11 protein-coding genes and 2 pseudogenes are annotated in these 14,587 nt (G+C 42.9%); 6 read left to right on the top strand and 7 right to left on the bottom strand.

Going from position 1 to position 14,587, the window contains the following annotated elements; genetic code table 11:
- The gene (locus Vt282_RS20535; protein WP_232055129.1) at positions 1-1,161 is read right to left on the bottom strand and encodes a putative bifunctional diguanylate cyclase/phosphodiesterase; all 1,161 of its coding nucleotides are present in this window, start codon (positions 1,159-1,161) and stop codon (positions 1-3) included.
- Positions 1,162-1,172: 11 nt separating this feature from the next.
- A complete protein-coding gene (locus Vt282_RS20530) occupies positions 1,173-2,474 on the bottom strand; it encodes a PAS domain S-box protein (protein WP_232055128.1) in 1,302 nt (433 codons plus the stop codon).
- Positions 2,475-2,884: 410 nt separating this feature from the next.
- On the opposite strand from Vt282_RS20530, the gene sbcB reads away from it, so the two are divergent.
- The 4 genes from sbcB (at position 2,885) to cdd (ending at position 6,462) form a co-directional block, all read left to right on the top strand.
- The gene (gene sbcB, locus Vt282_RS06370; protein ID WP_162062887.1) at positions 2,885-4,303 is read left to right on the top strand and encodes an exodeoxyribonuclease I; all 1,419 of its coding nucleotides are present in this window, start codon (positions 2,885-2,887) and stop codon (positions 4,301-4,303) included.
- Positions 4,304-4,335: 32 nt separating this feature from the next.
- Entirely contained in the window at positions 4,336-4,701 is a 366-nt protein-coding gene (locus Vt282_RS06365) for a CidA/LrgA family protein (RefSeq protein WP_162062886.1), read from the top strand.
- Complete coding sequence (locus Vt282_RS06360) at positions 4,701-5,378, top strand: LrgB family protein (protein ID WP_162062885.1); 678 nt, start codon at positions 4,701-4,703, stop codon at positions 5,376-5,378. The genes Vt282_RS06365 and Vt282_RS06360 overlap by 1 nt, the downstream gene beginning before the upstream one ends.
- Positions 5,379-5,574: 196 nt before the next feature.
- Complete coding sequence (cdd, locus tag Vt282_RS06355; protein ID WP_162046452.1) at positions 5,575-6,462, top strand: cytidine deaminase; 888 nt, start codon at positions 5,575-5,577, stop codon at positions 6,460-6,462.
- 76 nt (positions 6,463-6,538) lie between these two features.
- Here the strand turns inward: cdd and Vt282_RS06350 are convergent.
- The 4 genes and pseudogenes from Vt282_RS06350 to Vt282_RS06335 all read right to left on the bottom strand — a co-directional run bounded on the left by Vt282_RS06350 (position 6,539) and on the right by Vt282_RS06335 (position 11,315).
- Positions 6,539-7,776, bottom strand: a pseudogene (locus tag Vt282_RS06350) (HD-GYP domain-containing protein).
- A 319-nt stretch (positions 7,777-8,095) separates the two neighbouring features.
- Positions 8,096-8,569 (bottom strand): response regulator, encoded by a 474-nt coding sequence (locus tag Vt282_RS06345; protein WP_162046454.1) that lies wholly within the window; start codon positions 8,567-8,569, stop codon positions 8,096-8,098.
- 1 nt (position 8,570) lies between these two features.
- Positions 8,571-9,893, bottom strand: coding sequence for a sensor histidine kinase (locus Vt282_RS06340; protein ID WP_162062884.1), 1,323 nt, complete (start codon positions 9,891-9,893; stop codon positions 8,571-8,573).
- Positions 9,894-9,896: 3 nt separating this feature from the next.
- A complete protein-coding gene (locus tag Vt282_RS06335) occupies positions 9,897-11,315 on the bottom strand; it encodes an SLC13 family permease (RefSeq protein ID WP_162062883.1) in 1,419 nt (472 codons plus the stop codon).
- 240 nt (positions 11,316-11,555) lie between these two features.
- Here Vt282_RS06335 and purT point away from each other — a divergent pair.
- Positions 11,556-12,727 (top strand): annotated as a pseudogene (purT, locus tag Vt282_RS06330) (formate-dependent phosphoribosylglycinamide formyltransferase).
- 65 nt (positions 12,728-12,792) lie between these two features.
- Here purT and Vt282_RS06325 read toward each other — a convergent pair.
- Complete coding sequence (locus Vt282_RS06325; protein WP_162062882.1) at positions 12,793-13,440, bottom strand: thiopurine S-methyltransferase; 648 nt, start codon at positions 13,438-13,440, stop codon at positions 12,793-12,795.
- Positions 13,441-13,775: 335 nt separating this feature from the next.
- Between Vt282_RS06325 and Vt282_RS06320 the strand changes: the two genes are divergently transcribed.
- The gene (locus Vt282_RS06320; protein WP_162062881.1) at positions 13,776-14,552 is read left to right on the top strand and encodes a RelA/SpoT domain-containing protein; all 777 of its coding nucleotides are present in this window, start codon (positions 13,776-13,778) and stop codon (positions 14,550-14,552) included.
- The last annotated feature ends 35 nt before the right edge of the window (positions 14,553-14,587 follow it).

Genomic DNA, 14,587 nt, shown 5'->3' with positions numbered 1-14,587 from the left:
CTATTCTAGAAAGGCCAACGTCTGTTCAAACACCACGGGACGGCTAATATAGTAGCCTTGAATAAACTTACAGCCCATCGCTTGCAATCGCTTTAGCTGCCCCTCTGTTTCAACGCCTTCCGCTATCACATCCAATCCAAGCCCTGTAGCTAGCATATTCACCGATTGCACCAAAACCGCATTATTTTTGTCACTTTCAATATCACGAATAAAGGTTCTGTCGATTTTTAGAATATCTACAGTGTTCTTCATTAAATTTGAAAATGACGCAAACCCTGTACCAAAATCGTCTAATGCCAATTTCAGCCCCTTATGGCGTAAATCACCTAACAGTTCTTGAACCTCGGGTTTGTCTTCTAGCGGAATCGACTCTGTGATCTCAAGGACAATGTCGGATGTCGATAATCCCGATTCATGAATGATCTTTAGAATTGAGCAATCTTCGATACTTTCATTGGTTAGTTCTTGAATGGAGCGGTTAACCGATATTTGGACGTCATCATGACCGCGATCGCGTAAGAGCTTGAGATCACGACACGCGATCGACAACACCAAGTTGCCGAGTTGATTGATGTATCCTAACTCCTCTGCAATGGGTATAAATTCAAAAGGAGAAACCGCTTCACCATTTCTTGTCCATCGAGCTAACGCCTCAAACTTAACGACTCTCTTCGATTCAAGATCATAAATAGGCTGATACTCAACATGTAACTGCTTTGCATCGATTGCTCGTTTTAACTCGATCCCTAGCCGATACTTTCTGCCTATGTGCTTTTCTAAATATTCGGAATAGCGAACCGTACTCGGACTCAAAAGCGATTTTGCTGAAGAGAGTGCATAATACGCCTGAGCCATGAGATGAATCCCACTCGCAGCAGAGGAAGGTAAGGCATAACCAATATTCACATTCAACGTCATTTGCTGGCCAGAGATGTAAAATTGCCGTTCGAGTTTGTCCCTTATTTCATCAACGAGGACATCCACTTTTTCAACATCCATCGTCGGACAACTCAATGCAAACTGATCAGCAGCATAGCGGCAAACATTCACTCCATTGCCACAGAAATGTCGATATAACAAGATGCCAACGTAGCGCAAAACTTTGTTGCCAAAAGCTTCACCATGCAAATTATTGATTGCGGAGAAGCGATTAATATCCACCAAGATAACGATTAAGTTCGAATGTTTTTCGAAATATTCAACGAACTGAGTACGGGTATAAAGTCCCACAAAATCCTGCTCGTTTTATATTGTTTAAGCTCTTTCTCAAGTAATTTTCTATCGCTAATATCTTCAAAAATACCAATGTAGTTTTTAACCATTCGGTTGTTATCACGCACGGTAGAGATAGATAAAAACTCAGGGTAAACAACGCCTGTTTTAGTTTGATTCCATACCTCTCCAGACCAATAATCGTTCTGGCTCAGTTTCTTCCACATTTTAAGATAGAAACTATTGTCATGAATATCAGATCGAAAAATTCCAGGTGAGCGACCAAACACTTCCCTTAAGCTATACCCTGTTATTTGTTCAGCTTGCGCATTCATGTGGAGGATACGATTATCTTCGTCAGTAACAATTACCCCGTTGTTCGACAGTTCAATAATCTTTTGCGCAATTAAATGATTACTCTCTAGTTGCGAAAAATCATTGATGTTTTTAATGTTTCCCTCAATACATACAAGGCGACCACTTTCGTCATAATCACGGTAAAACGTCAATTCTAAAGCTTGCCTACAACGAGAATGGGCTTTATCAACAATGATTTTACTGACACCCAACTGTGCGGTTGCACTCGCAATAAACTGTTTATAGCGCTCTGGTGAAACAAAAACATAGTGAGAGAAAAAATCATCAAACGTAAGTGTTCTCGCGTCATCGATCCCAAACATGACTGCTAAGTTTTGTGAACAATAAAAACGGTCCGATGCGACATCCCATTCCCAAGAACATGATTTAGTGATCTGCTCTGAGCGTTCAAATTGACGCAGCAAGCGCTCTTTCTCTTTTGTTAAGCGCTGCTGAATTATCGTTTTCCCAATCAAAAAACCCATCGTTAACAGCCACGTTTGGTCAAACTTTTCTATCTGAAGCGGAGCATCAAACAACAGCGCAATGACCCCAACAATCGAGCCATCTTGAGCTTGTAATGGAATTCCAATGTAGCTTTCAGCCTGAAGATCCTTCAGCGCTATATCATCAGGGAAATGTTGTTGGATGTTGGCGCTATAACTACAAAGGCGACTGTGTGTTATCACGTTTTCACATGGCGTATTTTTTAAGTCATATGAAAAATTATTTGCTAATGCTCCATTGCATAAATAGGTAAGCGTCTGCGCGATTCCCTGATCGCGATGATACTCAGCAACCAAGCAATGATTAGGTTGGTATTGAGCGTAGATTTCATTAAGGCAGCGCGTATATAAGTCTTGTTCGTCACGAGCACGAATAACTTCATTGACCAGTATTTCCATTTGAGACCACTATCCTTGTTATTATTTTTATTCTTTGCGCTTAGAAAGAGACGATCACTCAACATGCGTAAACATGCGGTGATACACAACTCCTGCACATCAATTGTAGAGCATCGATTATCCCTAAGTAACTGATTGCACAAAGCCTAATAATAATCTTTTGATCTCACGAACAATACAATATTGCAACAATGAAACCCTTTTCACGTTACATTGATCGATTCAGTACTTCTTTTTTCCCAACAAACATCGACGTTATGCACTTCGAAAACTCGAACCCAAAATATCGTTTTTTGAATTGCGCAAAACAATTGGCACATTAATTAAACTATCAAACCTCATGACGTTGCGAACGAGGCAACACGGTGTTCTAATAGCTAAAATCAGTCTTTATGTGTTTGGAATAATCAATGCAGCATCAGCCAACGTTTTTCTTTTTTGACTATGAAACGTGGGGAACGAGCCCAGCGAAGGATCGACCGAGTCAATTCGCGGGTGTTCGTACCGACATGGATTTCAATATTGTTGGCGAACCTGTTGTAATTTACTGCCAACCTCCAAGCGATTACTTGCCTTCTCCAGAGGCTGCGTTGATCACGGGTATTACTCCTCAAACCGCCGTTACTAAAGGGTTATCAGAGCCTGAATTTATCGCACAAATTCATCAGCAGCTTGCAACACCAAATACCATTAGCCTTGGCTATAACAGTATTCGTTTTGATGATGAAGTGACTCGATATACTTGCTACCGCAACTTCTTTGACCCATACGCTTGGAGCTGGCAAAACGGCAATTCTCGTTGGGATCTATTGGATGTCATGCGCGCTTGTCATGCGTTGCGCCCAGAAGGGATCGAGTGGCCAGAAAACGAAGACGGCTTTACGAGTTTTAAGCTCGAACATCTATCCGTCGCTAATGGCATTGAACATAGCAATGCTCACGATGCAATGGCTGACGTTATTGCCACTATCGAAATGGCGAAAAAGGTCAAAGCGGCACAGCCAAAGCTGTTCGATTATTTCTTATCAATGCGCCACAAGAAAAAGCTCAATGAGTTAATTGATATCGTAAATATGACCCCTCTAATGCACGTATCAGGCATGCTGGGTCGCGAGTGTCATTATACCAGTTGGATTGTCCCTGTTGCGTGGCACCCAACCAATCAAAATGCAGTTATTGTCGTTGATTTAGCCAAAGATCCCAAACCACTACTAGAGCTTGATGCTGACGCATTGAGAGAACGCCTATACACCAAACATACTGACCTAGCAGAAGACGAGCTACCAGTACCTGTTAAACTGGTGCATATCAACAAATGCCCTATTCTCGCTCCTGCTAAAACACTCACCGCAGAAAATGCAGGGAAAATCGGCATCAATCGCGAACAGTGTTTAGAAAACCTGCAGCTTTTGCGTCAACATCCAGAATTGCGTGAAAAACTAATCGGTTTATTCGCAACAGAACGTGAATATGAAACGCAAAACGATGTTGATACTCAGCTATACGATAACTTCTTCTCACCAGCCGATCGCGCAGCGATGGACATTATTCGTCAAACACCAGCAGAGCAGTTAGCTGATCTTGATCTGGAATATAGTGATGCGCGTATCGCCCCACTATTGTTTAGATATCGTGCTCGTAACTACCCATGGACGCTCAACGAAAACGAACAACTTCGTTGGCAAAATCACTGTCAGGATTACTTCCAAAGTCGCATAGACGACTACATGATAAATCTTGAAAACTTAGTTCATGAACATGAAAGTGATGAAAAGAAAATCGCTCTATTAAAATCCGTCTATCAATATGTCGAGAAACTTGTTCTCTAGATTTTCTTTCTTTTTGCTGGCGGCGCTCTTATATGGCTCTCAATTTACTTAAATATATCGTCTCAATGGCACTGATTCTCGCGTGTCTTTGGGCTGGTATATCGATTCAACAACTGGTTGGTACTTCGATACCAGGCAGTATTATTGGCATGATCATTCTATTTGGCTTGTTGGCGAGTGGGATTGTTTCAGGTGACTGGGTAAAACCGAGTGCAACTCTATTCATCCGTTACATGATTTTGCTTTTCGTGCCCATCAGCGTAGGGTTGATGAACCACTTCGATACTTTAATAGATAACGCACTACCGATCCTCGCTGCAGCTGTAGGAGGCACTCTGTTAGTTCTGATTTGTTTAGGGCTAATGCTTGATCGAATGTTGAAGCGAGGACAGAAATAATGTGGATGCTCGTCACCATCGTTACATTCTTTTTCGCTCGTTGGGTTAGCCGAAAATTCAATACACCAATTTTCAACCCGCTTATCATCAGTATCGCGATAATTATTCCTGCATTAATATACTTTAAAGTCCCATTTGATACCTATTATGCTGAGAATGAATGGCTTAGCTTCGCGCTGCAGCCCGCTGTCGTCGCGCTTGCCTATCCGCTCTATGAGCAATTACCCCAGATACGTGCCAATTGGCGCATAGTTACTCTTGCCTGTAGCGTTGGTAGCATTATGTCAATGCTAACCAGTACGCTTATCGCTATTTCTCTAAAAGCCGATATCACTTTGATCGCCAGTCTACTTGGTAAATCAGTGACAACTCCAATCGCTATGGAAGTATCACGTAACTTAGGTGGTGAGCCAGCCATTGCTGCGATTCTGGTTCTTTTAGTCGGACTGTTTGGGGCAATTCTTGCTTATCCGATTTACAACCTACTCAATATCACCCATCCCATTGCCAAAGGCCTAACCATGGGCACGGTTTCTCACGCTCTCGGTACTGCGACTTGCGCGGAGAAAAATGGCGAAGACGCAGCATTTAGCTCTTTAGCTCTAGTGCTATGCGGTGTGATTACTTCAGTTTTAGCTCCTAGTTTCTTCACGCTTGCTCTTTGGCTAAGTGCGTAGCCTAAATTTTCACCTATCAAGCTATCCTAGGTCACACAACTTGTGTGACCTCACTCCAACTATGTAATAATGTAATCTATATTTTGTATAATGATTTTGATCACGGTTTATTGCTAAGACCATCATAAAATGTAAATACAGAGATACTGAGATCTCATGCTCTCACTATCGCATACGAATAATTGAAGGATTTCTTATGAGAACCCGTATCGAGCAGGCATTACAAAACCTACCAACAGAAGTAGCTGAGTACCTTTCACCGATCGTATTAGCACAAGATTTTGATGCAACGCTGAGCGAAGACCAGTACCAACAGTTACTGACGCTATCCCAATTAAGCGATGCTGCATTACGCGTTGCTTTACTCCCTCTAGCGGCAGCTTATTCGTACGCTCCGATTTCAAATTTCTACGTGGGAGCGATCGTGCGTGGATTAACGGGTCGCCTATATTTTGGTGCCAATATGGAATTAGCTGGTGCACAGCTTGGTCAAACCGTTCATGCAGAGCAATCTGCCATTAGTCATGCGTGGATGAAGGGTGAACAAGGTGTCTCAGATATCACCATTAACTTCAGCCCATGTGGTCACTGTCGCCAGTTTATGAATGAACTAACGACGGCGAACAATTTAATTGTTCAACTACCAAAACGTGAAGAGATGACGCTACAGCAATACCTTCCAGAGTCTTTTGGCCCAGCAGATTTGGGGATTGACGCAGGTTTAATGGCAAAAGTAGATCATGGTAAATCATGTAATGAAGAAGACTCTTTGGTAACGGCAGCACTGAGTGCTCTCAACTCTAGCCATTCACCATATACTCACAATTACAGCGGCGTCGCGATTAAACTTAAAGATGGTCGTATCTATCGTGGTAGTTACGCAGAGAACGCAGCGTTTAACCCTAGCCTACCGCCATTACAAGTCGCGCTTGGCCAGATCCTACTTTCAGGTAACACTTTTGAATCAATTGAAAGTGCTGCTCTGGTAGAAATGAGCGATGGTTCGATTAGCCACCTAGCAGATACACAAGCTTCATTAGAAGTGATCAATCCAGATATCCCGCTAACGTACTTGGCTATCTAATTATCAAGATAAAAAAAGCGCTCTATGAATACATCGAGCGCTTAATCTTTTATTTATGGTGATCGAGTATTTAAACTTAAAGATCAAAAAATGGCATCGCATCCACTTCCAAATTATGAGGCGCAATTGCCTTTTCAATCTTACATTGGCTATGTTTCAAATCTACGTAATTAACCTCGATATATCGCTTGTATTTTCTTGAGTAAAAACACTTCACTTCAGGTTTTAGAGGCTCATCAGGGTTGGATGTCCAAACTATACCTACGCGCCCATCATTGAGTTCGACGATCGAACCAACAGGATAGACGCCAATGCAGTTGATAAATTTATAAACCAAATCTTTATCTAGATGGTTTGGGGTCAGGCTCAATAACACCTTAAAGGCTTCGGCTGAACTCATTCCTTTTTTATAGCAGCGATCGGCGGTTAACGCGTCATAAATGTCAACAATACCACTCATACGACCATGCATTGGCATCTCTTCCGCCGTCAGCCCCATCGGGTATCCTGAGCCGTCGAGTTTTTCATGGTGCATCAAGCAAACATCGCGTGAAACATCACTTAACCCTTTTACATTCGTGATGATTTGCTTGGCGTAAACCTGATGCAATTTCATATGTTCGAACTCTTCTGGCGTCAAACGCGCAGGCTTATGCAGAACCTTGTCATCAACTTTGATTTTACCAACGTCGTGAATAATGCCGCCAATTGCCAAGTGCTTTAAAGTGGCTTTTGGCAAGCCTAAGTGTTTACCAAAACTGACGAGCAAACACGCCACATTGACTGAATGCTCCAATAAGTATTTATCTTTATTGCGCAGCGCGGAAACACATTGCAACGCATCAGAGTCCACTAATACGGAATCAATAACATCATCTGCCCAATTTTCGATCTCTCCGACATGAATAACCTTACCCTCAAAGGTTTGATTTATCAGTTTTTGAGCAAGGCCTTTGGCTTCACGAATAATCCTCGACGCTTGTTTTTGCTGAGCAAAACGGCTTGTTTTGATTGCTTGGCGTGCGCTAGGTGGTTGGGGCTTTGTTTTGCTGGCGATGATTTCGTATCGTCACTAAATCCATTAGTTTCTGATGAATCAACCGCTTTAAATACGCAGCCTTGGACTGAAAGCGATTTGTCTACCCATGCGTATTTTACACCGCTTTGTTTTAACTGCTGGATGGATTTCTCGCTAGCAACGCGCCCTGCATTAGTAAGATTGACACGCTTACTATGTTCAATCGCAATCACAAACATACCGAGAGTCAGTGTATCAATAGAAATTTTAACTACATTTTTTGGATCGTACTGCATCATGACCACAAACTCTTTTTACGCCTTGAAAACGACGCAAGTATATTATTGTTACGGACACATTTCTTTAGGTACGCATGCGAACGCTTAAAATATGTGCTCATTTGGATCACAACTTTTGAAAATCAGTGACAATCACTAAATAGCATCTCGATGAGGAATAGTAACACCCCATCTCGAGGCACGCTGTTTAGCAAGATTGGATGGTTTGTGGATACGACGATAGTACTGGCAACAATTTGTTCTAGATAAAAAAACCGAGACAGTGTCAGCCATCTCGGTTTACTAAATCGTATTTTAAAAGAGACTCTCTAATCGCTTAGCGCAATCTTTCTAATACTACTTGCTGATCAAGGTGCGCATGATATTGACTGTAATCCAACCCTGAATCAAAAATAAACTCAGTCGCTAAACGGGTGATAGCTTGAATTAACACATCAGATTGCCAAGGCTTTTCAAAATACTGATTAATGCCTGCAGTGTTGATCGCTTGAATCGTATCAGTATGAGTTGCCTGCCCAGTCAGCAGTACTTTTTTGGTGTGAGTGAAACGACGATCAGCACAAATATCCGTTAGCAGTTCTACGCCCGTTTTGGCAGGCATAACGTGGTCAGAGACAACAACTGCGATGTACTCTCCTTCCGAGTCCAGCTCATCCATAAGCGCTAACACCTCATCAGCAGATTCACAGTCCTCGATATTTAACCATTCTGCTAACGGTTCAAGATCGTGCAATACCGCGCTCAGAACCTCTCTTTGGTCGTCGACACAAATTACATTTAGCTTGTCCATGTTAATCCTCGATAGGTAATTTAATTCTAAATATGGTCTGTTGTTCACCGCTTTTAACCGCGATAGTGCCTCCATAACCGGACACTATTCTACGAGCGATAGATAGACCTAATCCTAGGCCAAAAGACAACCCACCTTTTTTAGTCGTAAAGTTGGGGTCAAATATTCGTCTTCTGGTATTGGCCTCTATTTCTGGCCCATTGTTTGTAATCGTCACTAATAATCGATTACGGTTTTTCCTTGTCTTAATTTCGATTAAAGGCGAAGGTGTGGCTTGCATTGCATCACACGCATTCTTAATAATGTTCACCCAAACCTGAACAAGTTCTGTTTGAGAGCCTTGAAATCTTGGCAGCTCTCCGGGATTAATGCGCACCGATACTCGTCTTAATTCACTATGTAGTAATGACACTGCACGGTTGATGCTTTCGTTAATATCAACTAACTCTTGCGCATCTATATCAGCGCGCCCCAGTTGTTTTACCGAGCGAACAATGCCTACTGTATGCTTAGAAGCCATTCTAAGATCATGTAAATCGCGCCCCATTTTCCAATACTTGACCGCTTGTTGAGGGTTTGTCAGCCAATGTTTTGAAAGCATCTCACACGGTAGTGCTCGCGCTAAGTCTTTTGCGGTTGCTTTATCTAAACCATAACGCTTTTCGTACTCTCTTGCTCTGACTCGTGCCTCACTGGATGTACATTTTTGCCCATACAATAAGCCATGGTCGAAGAACTGGCTTGCTTCCGGATGCAATTCTTCCAAGAGAGTAACAATAACGCCTTCTAAACGTTCAGATTTACTACTTACCACACCAATCGCATTATTGAGCTCATGTGCAATACCTGCCGCTAACTGACCAAGCGTGGTCATCTGCTCGGCCATAGCCAACTTACGTAACGCCTTTTCTTTGGCTAATGCTTCTTGTGTAGCGCGCCATTGACGGCGAGACAACTCATTGACAATCACGGGCGTAAACTGAGCAGTTAATGGACCAAATGTCTCTTCGTCGACTGCCGGAATATTACGGTCGATCCACGCCAGTGTCGCTCTGGTTTTAGCAATCACTGTCGAGGAGGCAAGCCAAATTCCAGAGAAGAAACTGTGTACTCCAATAAACGCGCCTGCGCCCGCTGAAAAAACTTTTGCCCTTTCCTCACCGCGATCTGAGACATACCCCTCTAACTCACCGTCCAACACATAATAAAGCCGCTCATTACGCTCATGCTGCTCTAACAAGGTGGCACCGGCCTCCACTTCAAGAGTCCGGTCCGGTTGACTAAAGTAGCGGCTGATTAAACTGGATAAATCTGGTTGATTCATTGTTTATCCAATGTGTCCAACCGTGTGCAGTAACCACACCATGAAAAAGCTCATCGCAACACCAACTACACCAATAATCACGCCAACTTTCGCCATTTGATTACTTTGTACATTACCCGTTGCATGCGCCAGTGCGTTTGGTGGTGTACTGATTGGTAAAGACATACCCAACGACGCTGCGAACGTTACCACGAGAATAAGCGTCACTTCTCCACCCAGCGGAGCCAGTGAAGTCATCGATGCGCCAAGCGCTGCCATAATCGGCATCAATAAGTTGGCTGTTGCCGTGTGTGACATAAAGTTTGCCATCAACAAACATAGACCCGCTGCACCGAATAAAACTACGTAAGGAGAATATTCATCAAACGGTATGCTATGAACAACAAGGCTTGCTAACCCGGTTTTATCCAGAGCTAAACCAAGAGCAATACCACCAGACACTAACCACAATACATCCCAAGAAATTTTCTTAAGGTCTTCTTTGTTGATAATGCCAGTCAGAGAGAAGATCGCGACAGGAATTAACGCAACGGTATAGGAGTTCATACCATGTGATGACCCCATCAACCAAAGTAGAACTGTTAAACCGAACGTGACATACACCACCATCGCTTTTGGTGTTTTGAGGAATTTACCTTGAATAGTCAACTCAATGTTCTTTTGTTCTGCTGTGTATAGCGCATTGATTACAAACCATGCAAACGCCATCATGACCACAACAAAAGGAACGCCAAATGCCATCCATTCACCGAATGAAATATAGTTTTCACCCACTAGGTATTTGAGTGCGATAGCGTTAGGAGGCGTACCGATTGGTGTACCAATACCACCAATGTTCGCTGCCACAGGAATGCACAGCGCAAAGGCAACGCGGCCTGGATCATTAGGTGCAAACACCGCAATTACTGGGGTAAGAATCGCCAGCATCATTGCTGTTGTCGCGGTATTGGACATGAACATTGAAAATACAGCAGTAATCAGCATTAAACCTAACATCACATATTTAGGCTGATTACCAAAAGGCTTTAGCAACACACGCGCTAAGTTCACATCCAAACGGTATTTCGTCGCCGCCATCGCCAGGAAAAAACCACCCAAAAATAGCATGATAATTGGGCTCGCAAAGGTCGCCATAATATCGTTGTATCTAAGCAGTTCTCCAAAATGCGCTTCACCTTGGCTACTACGAAACCAAATGATGCCTTTGTCAGAAAGCATGAGTAGTTCTAAAACAATAATCACCACGGAAGTGGCATAGATAGGAATAGGTTCTAACACCCAGCAAAGTGCTGCTAATAAGAATATCGCGATAACTCGCTGTTGAAGAATGGTCATGCCTTCGAACGGAAAGGCACTCAAAGGCATTAATAAAATTAACAGTGGTATCAACACTGGTATGACGTATTTAATAAAAGAACGCATCACGCTACTACTCTTCCTGAGATTTAATTTAACTCTGTGTATCATCCTCCTGTTTTGATTAACAAATTTGGTGTTAGATCAATGAAATTTAAGTATTGAAACAAGCTGTTACAAAAATGTGGGTCAGTTCGAACTTTGCTCCTTTTGGTTAACACCACAACATGCGCAAACGTTTGCTTTTTTGTTTGGTTCCAGTATCATTCTGCCAATTTCTCCCACTCTTGAAACGGAAGGTTATCTATGTTCGGTACCGCAACTTGTGACAATTCTACTCGCGTACTTTTGGGATCGGTGAACTAGGTAAAGAAGTGGCCATTGAATGCCAACGTCTAGGACTTGAAGTCATCGCTTGTGATCGCTATGCCAATGCGCCTGCTATGCAGGTTGCTCACCGCAGTTATGTATTAGATATGCTCGATGGTGAAGCGCTGGAAAACATCATTAAAACCGAAAAACCAGCTTTCATCGTGCCTGAAATTGAAGCAATCGCTACCGACAAATTGGTAGAGTTAGAAAGTCAGGGATTCAATGTCGTCCCTACCGCCAACGCGACCAAGTTGACGATGAATCGTGAGGGTATTCGTCGTCTTGCCGCTGAAGAGTTGAATCTGACGACCTCCCCTTATCGATTCGCAGATAACTACCAAGATTTTACCGCAGCAATCGAAGCTGTCGGCATGCCTTGTGTGTGCAAACCCGTAATGAGCTCCTCAGGCAAAGGTCAGAGTGTCATTCGTAGTGTTGAAGATGTCGAAAAAGCGTGGAACTACGCTCAAGAAGGCGGGCGAACTGGGGCCGGACGTGTCATTGTTGAAGGCTTCATCGATTTCGATTATGAAATCACTCAGCTGACTGTCAGAGCCGTTGATGGGGTTCACTTCTGCGCACCAATCGGGCATCGTCAAGAAGATGGTGATTATCGCGAATCTTGGCAGCCTCAGGTTATGTCAGATAAAGCACTTAAAGCTGCGCAACATGCGGCAGAAAAAGTGGTCAATGCACTGGGTGGTTACGGAATTTTTGGTGTTGAGCTATTTGTAAAAGGTGACACTGTCATTTTCAATGAGGTATCCCCTCGCCCACATGATACTGGATTAGTCACTTTGGCATCACAAGATATGTCTGAATTTGCGCTGCATGTGCGCGCATTTACAGGTATGCCGATTGGAGCGATCCAGCAATATGGCCCTGCTGCATCAGCGGTTATTTTAGGACAAGGCACGTCCAACAACCTTCGTTTTGAAGGGTTGAACGAGGCTCTCGCGGCTCCCAAAACTCAAGTGCGCCTATTTGGTAAACCCGATATTGATGGTCGACGTCGTTTGGGCGTGGTGATGACTCAACGTGAAGCGCTCGACCTAGCAATTGAAGACGCGATCTTCGCGGCACAAAAAATCAATATCATTTACTAATTGGGCTTTACTTACCAAAAGAACAGCGCTTGTCTAAGATGGGCGCTGTTCTTTTATGGTGAAGACTAGGCTTCAATCAAATACACTTCTTCAGCAAAGCGAGTTAAACCCTGTTTAGCGATTTTAGGGTGAGTTTCATTCGCCTCATCACGGTACAATTTCGTTACCTTGAATTCAGAAAAATGATGCATCACCTCGGACTCTGGCACCGAGAACGGAGGGCCAACCATTTCATCTTGCTGATAATCCAACGTTACCAACAAGATTCGGGCTCCTGGGTTAAGTAGATTTTTCAAACGCGCGATATATTGCTCTCTCATTTCAGCAGGCATTGCGACTAAAGCTGCGCGATCATACACAATGTCGACAGGCTTGATTGGCGCACTAAAGTAGTCACCGACATAAATCGATAACTCATCAAACTGAAACAACTCCGTATGCCCGTTGATTGGCATCACCATCGGCGTATAAAAATGCTCGGCAAAAAATGCTCTTACCGCAATATTACTCAGCTCTACCCCTTGAACGTCTTCATGTTTAGTCGCTAACCAAACTAAATCCTCAGATTTACCGCACAACGGTACAAAGACTTTATCTTCTCGGGTCGGTTTGGTACTCGGCCAATATTGAACGAGAAGTGGGTTCACATCCTCAAGATGAAAACCAATACTGTTGGACGCCCATTTGTTGTGCCAAAACTCTGGATCTATCATTTTATTATTTCTCTGCTGACTTTTAGCCGCATAGACTAACCAAATCTTACAAAATTTGAACCTTAGGTTCAAATTAAGTTCATCTATCGTTGTTAATATAGACGAAACTTGAGTGGAAAAAATTGGTTACAAATGAGAAGCGAACCTTTTTCACTTGCTTCACTCCAAACAATTACTTATGTGAAGTAGTTAAAACTTTCGCATTAGAAGCTTCTGTTAGGATTGAAACCAAAGAATTTGCCCACATAACTCAGATAACGGGCTGTTTTGCTTAGGTGTTATGACTTTTATATTCGCCTTTTTTATCTAAGCAACGACAATTCTGAGGAGAGTGAATGAGCTTATTCCTGCGCACCACGGCACTAATGTTATTAATGCTGAGCCGTACCCCAGCTTTTGCCGCGATGCCGATGCCAGCTCCAAATAGTGACGGCAACCGAAGTGCAAACCAAGATCAGGTTTGTTCTAAAGCCTTCAAGCACAATTTAAGTGGCTTGTATGGTATTCCATCGATCGATACATACCCTACCCAACCTTATTCAGACTTTGATGTGCTGTATAGTAAAGCTCATCAAGCTCAGTTTGAATTAGAAACCATCTGTAAAAGTACTGCACTATTAACCAATACTGACGCCTACTTCGCAGGGGTAAAATCTTCACAACGCGCACAACAAAAGATAACTCTAAATTTAGACAACCAAGTAAATCGCATTACTGACCTAGCTCGTGCAACTATTGTCGCGAATGACGTGGCAAGTTTAATGGAGGTTTATGAAGCTCTTGATCGTGAAACTACGATAGTTCGTGTAAAAAACCGCTTTAAAAAACCAGCACCATCAGGCTACCGAGACTTAAACATCTTGGTCCAATTACCAAAGACGAAACTTATCGCTGAAGTGCAGTTACACTTAAAAGCGATTGCCGATGTCAAATCAGGTCCTGAGCACGATCTCTACGAACAAATCCAACGAATTGAACGCCAAGCAGATGTTGAAATGCGTTCTCTAAATGAATTTGAAATCGCGCAAATTAATAAGATGCGTAACCAATCCCGCCAAATGTACCAAAATGCTTGGCAACCCTACATCACAACACACTTAAGTGCTGCATAAAACCAAGATCGGTTGAGCAATCAACCGATCAATTT

The organism is Vibrio taketomensis, assembly GCF_009938165.1.
GTDB classification, from domain to species: domain Bacteria; phylum Pseudomonadota; class Gammaproteobacteria; order Enterobacterales; family Vibrionaceae; genus Vibrio; species Vibrio taketomensis.
This window is presented reverse-complemented; position numbering and strand designations above follow the sequence as displayed.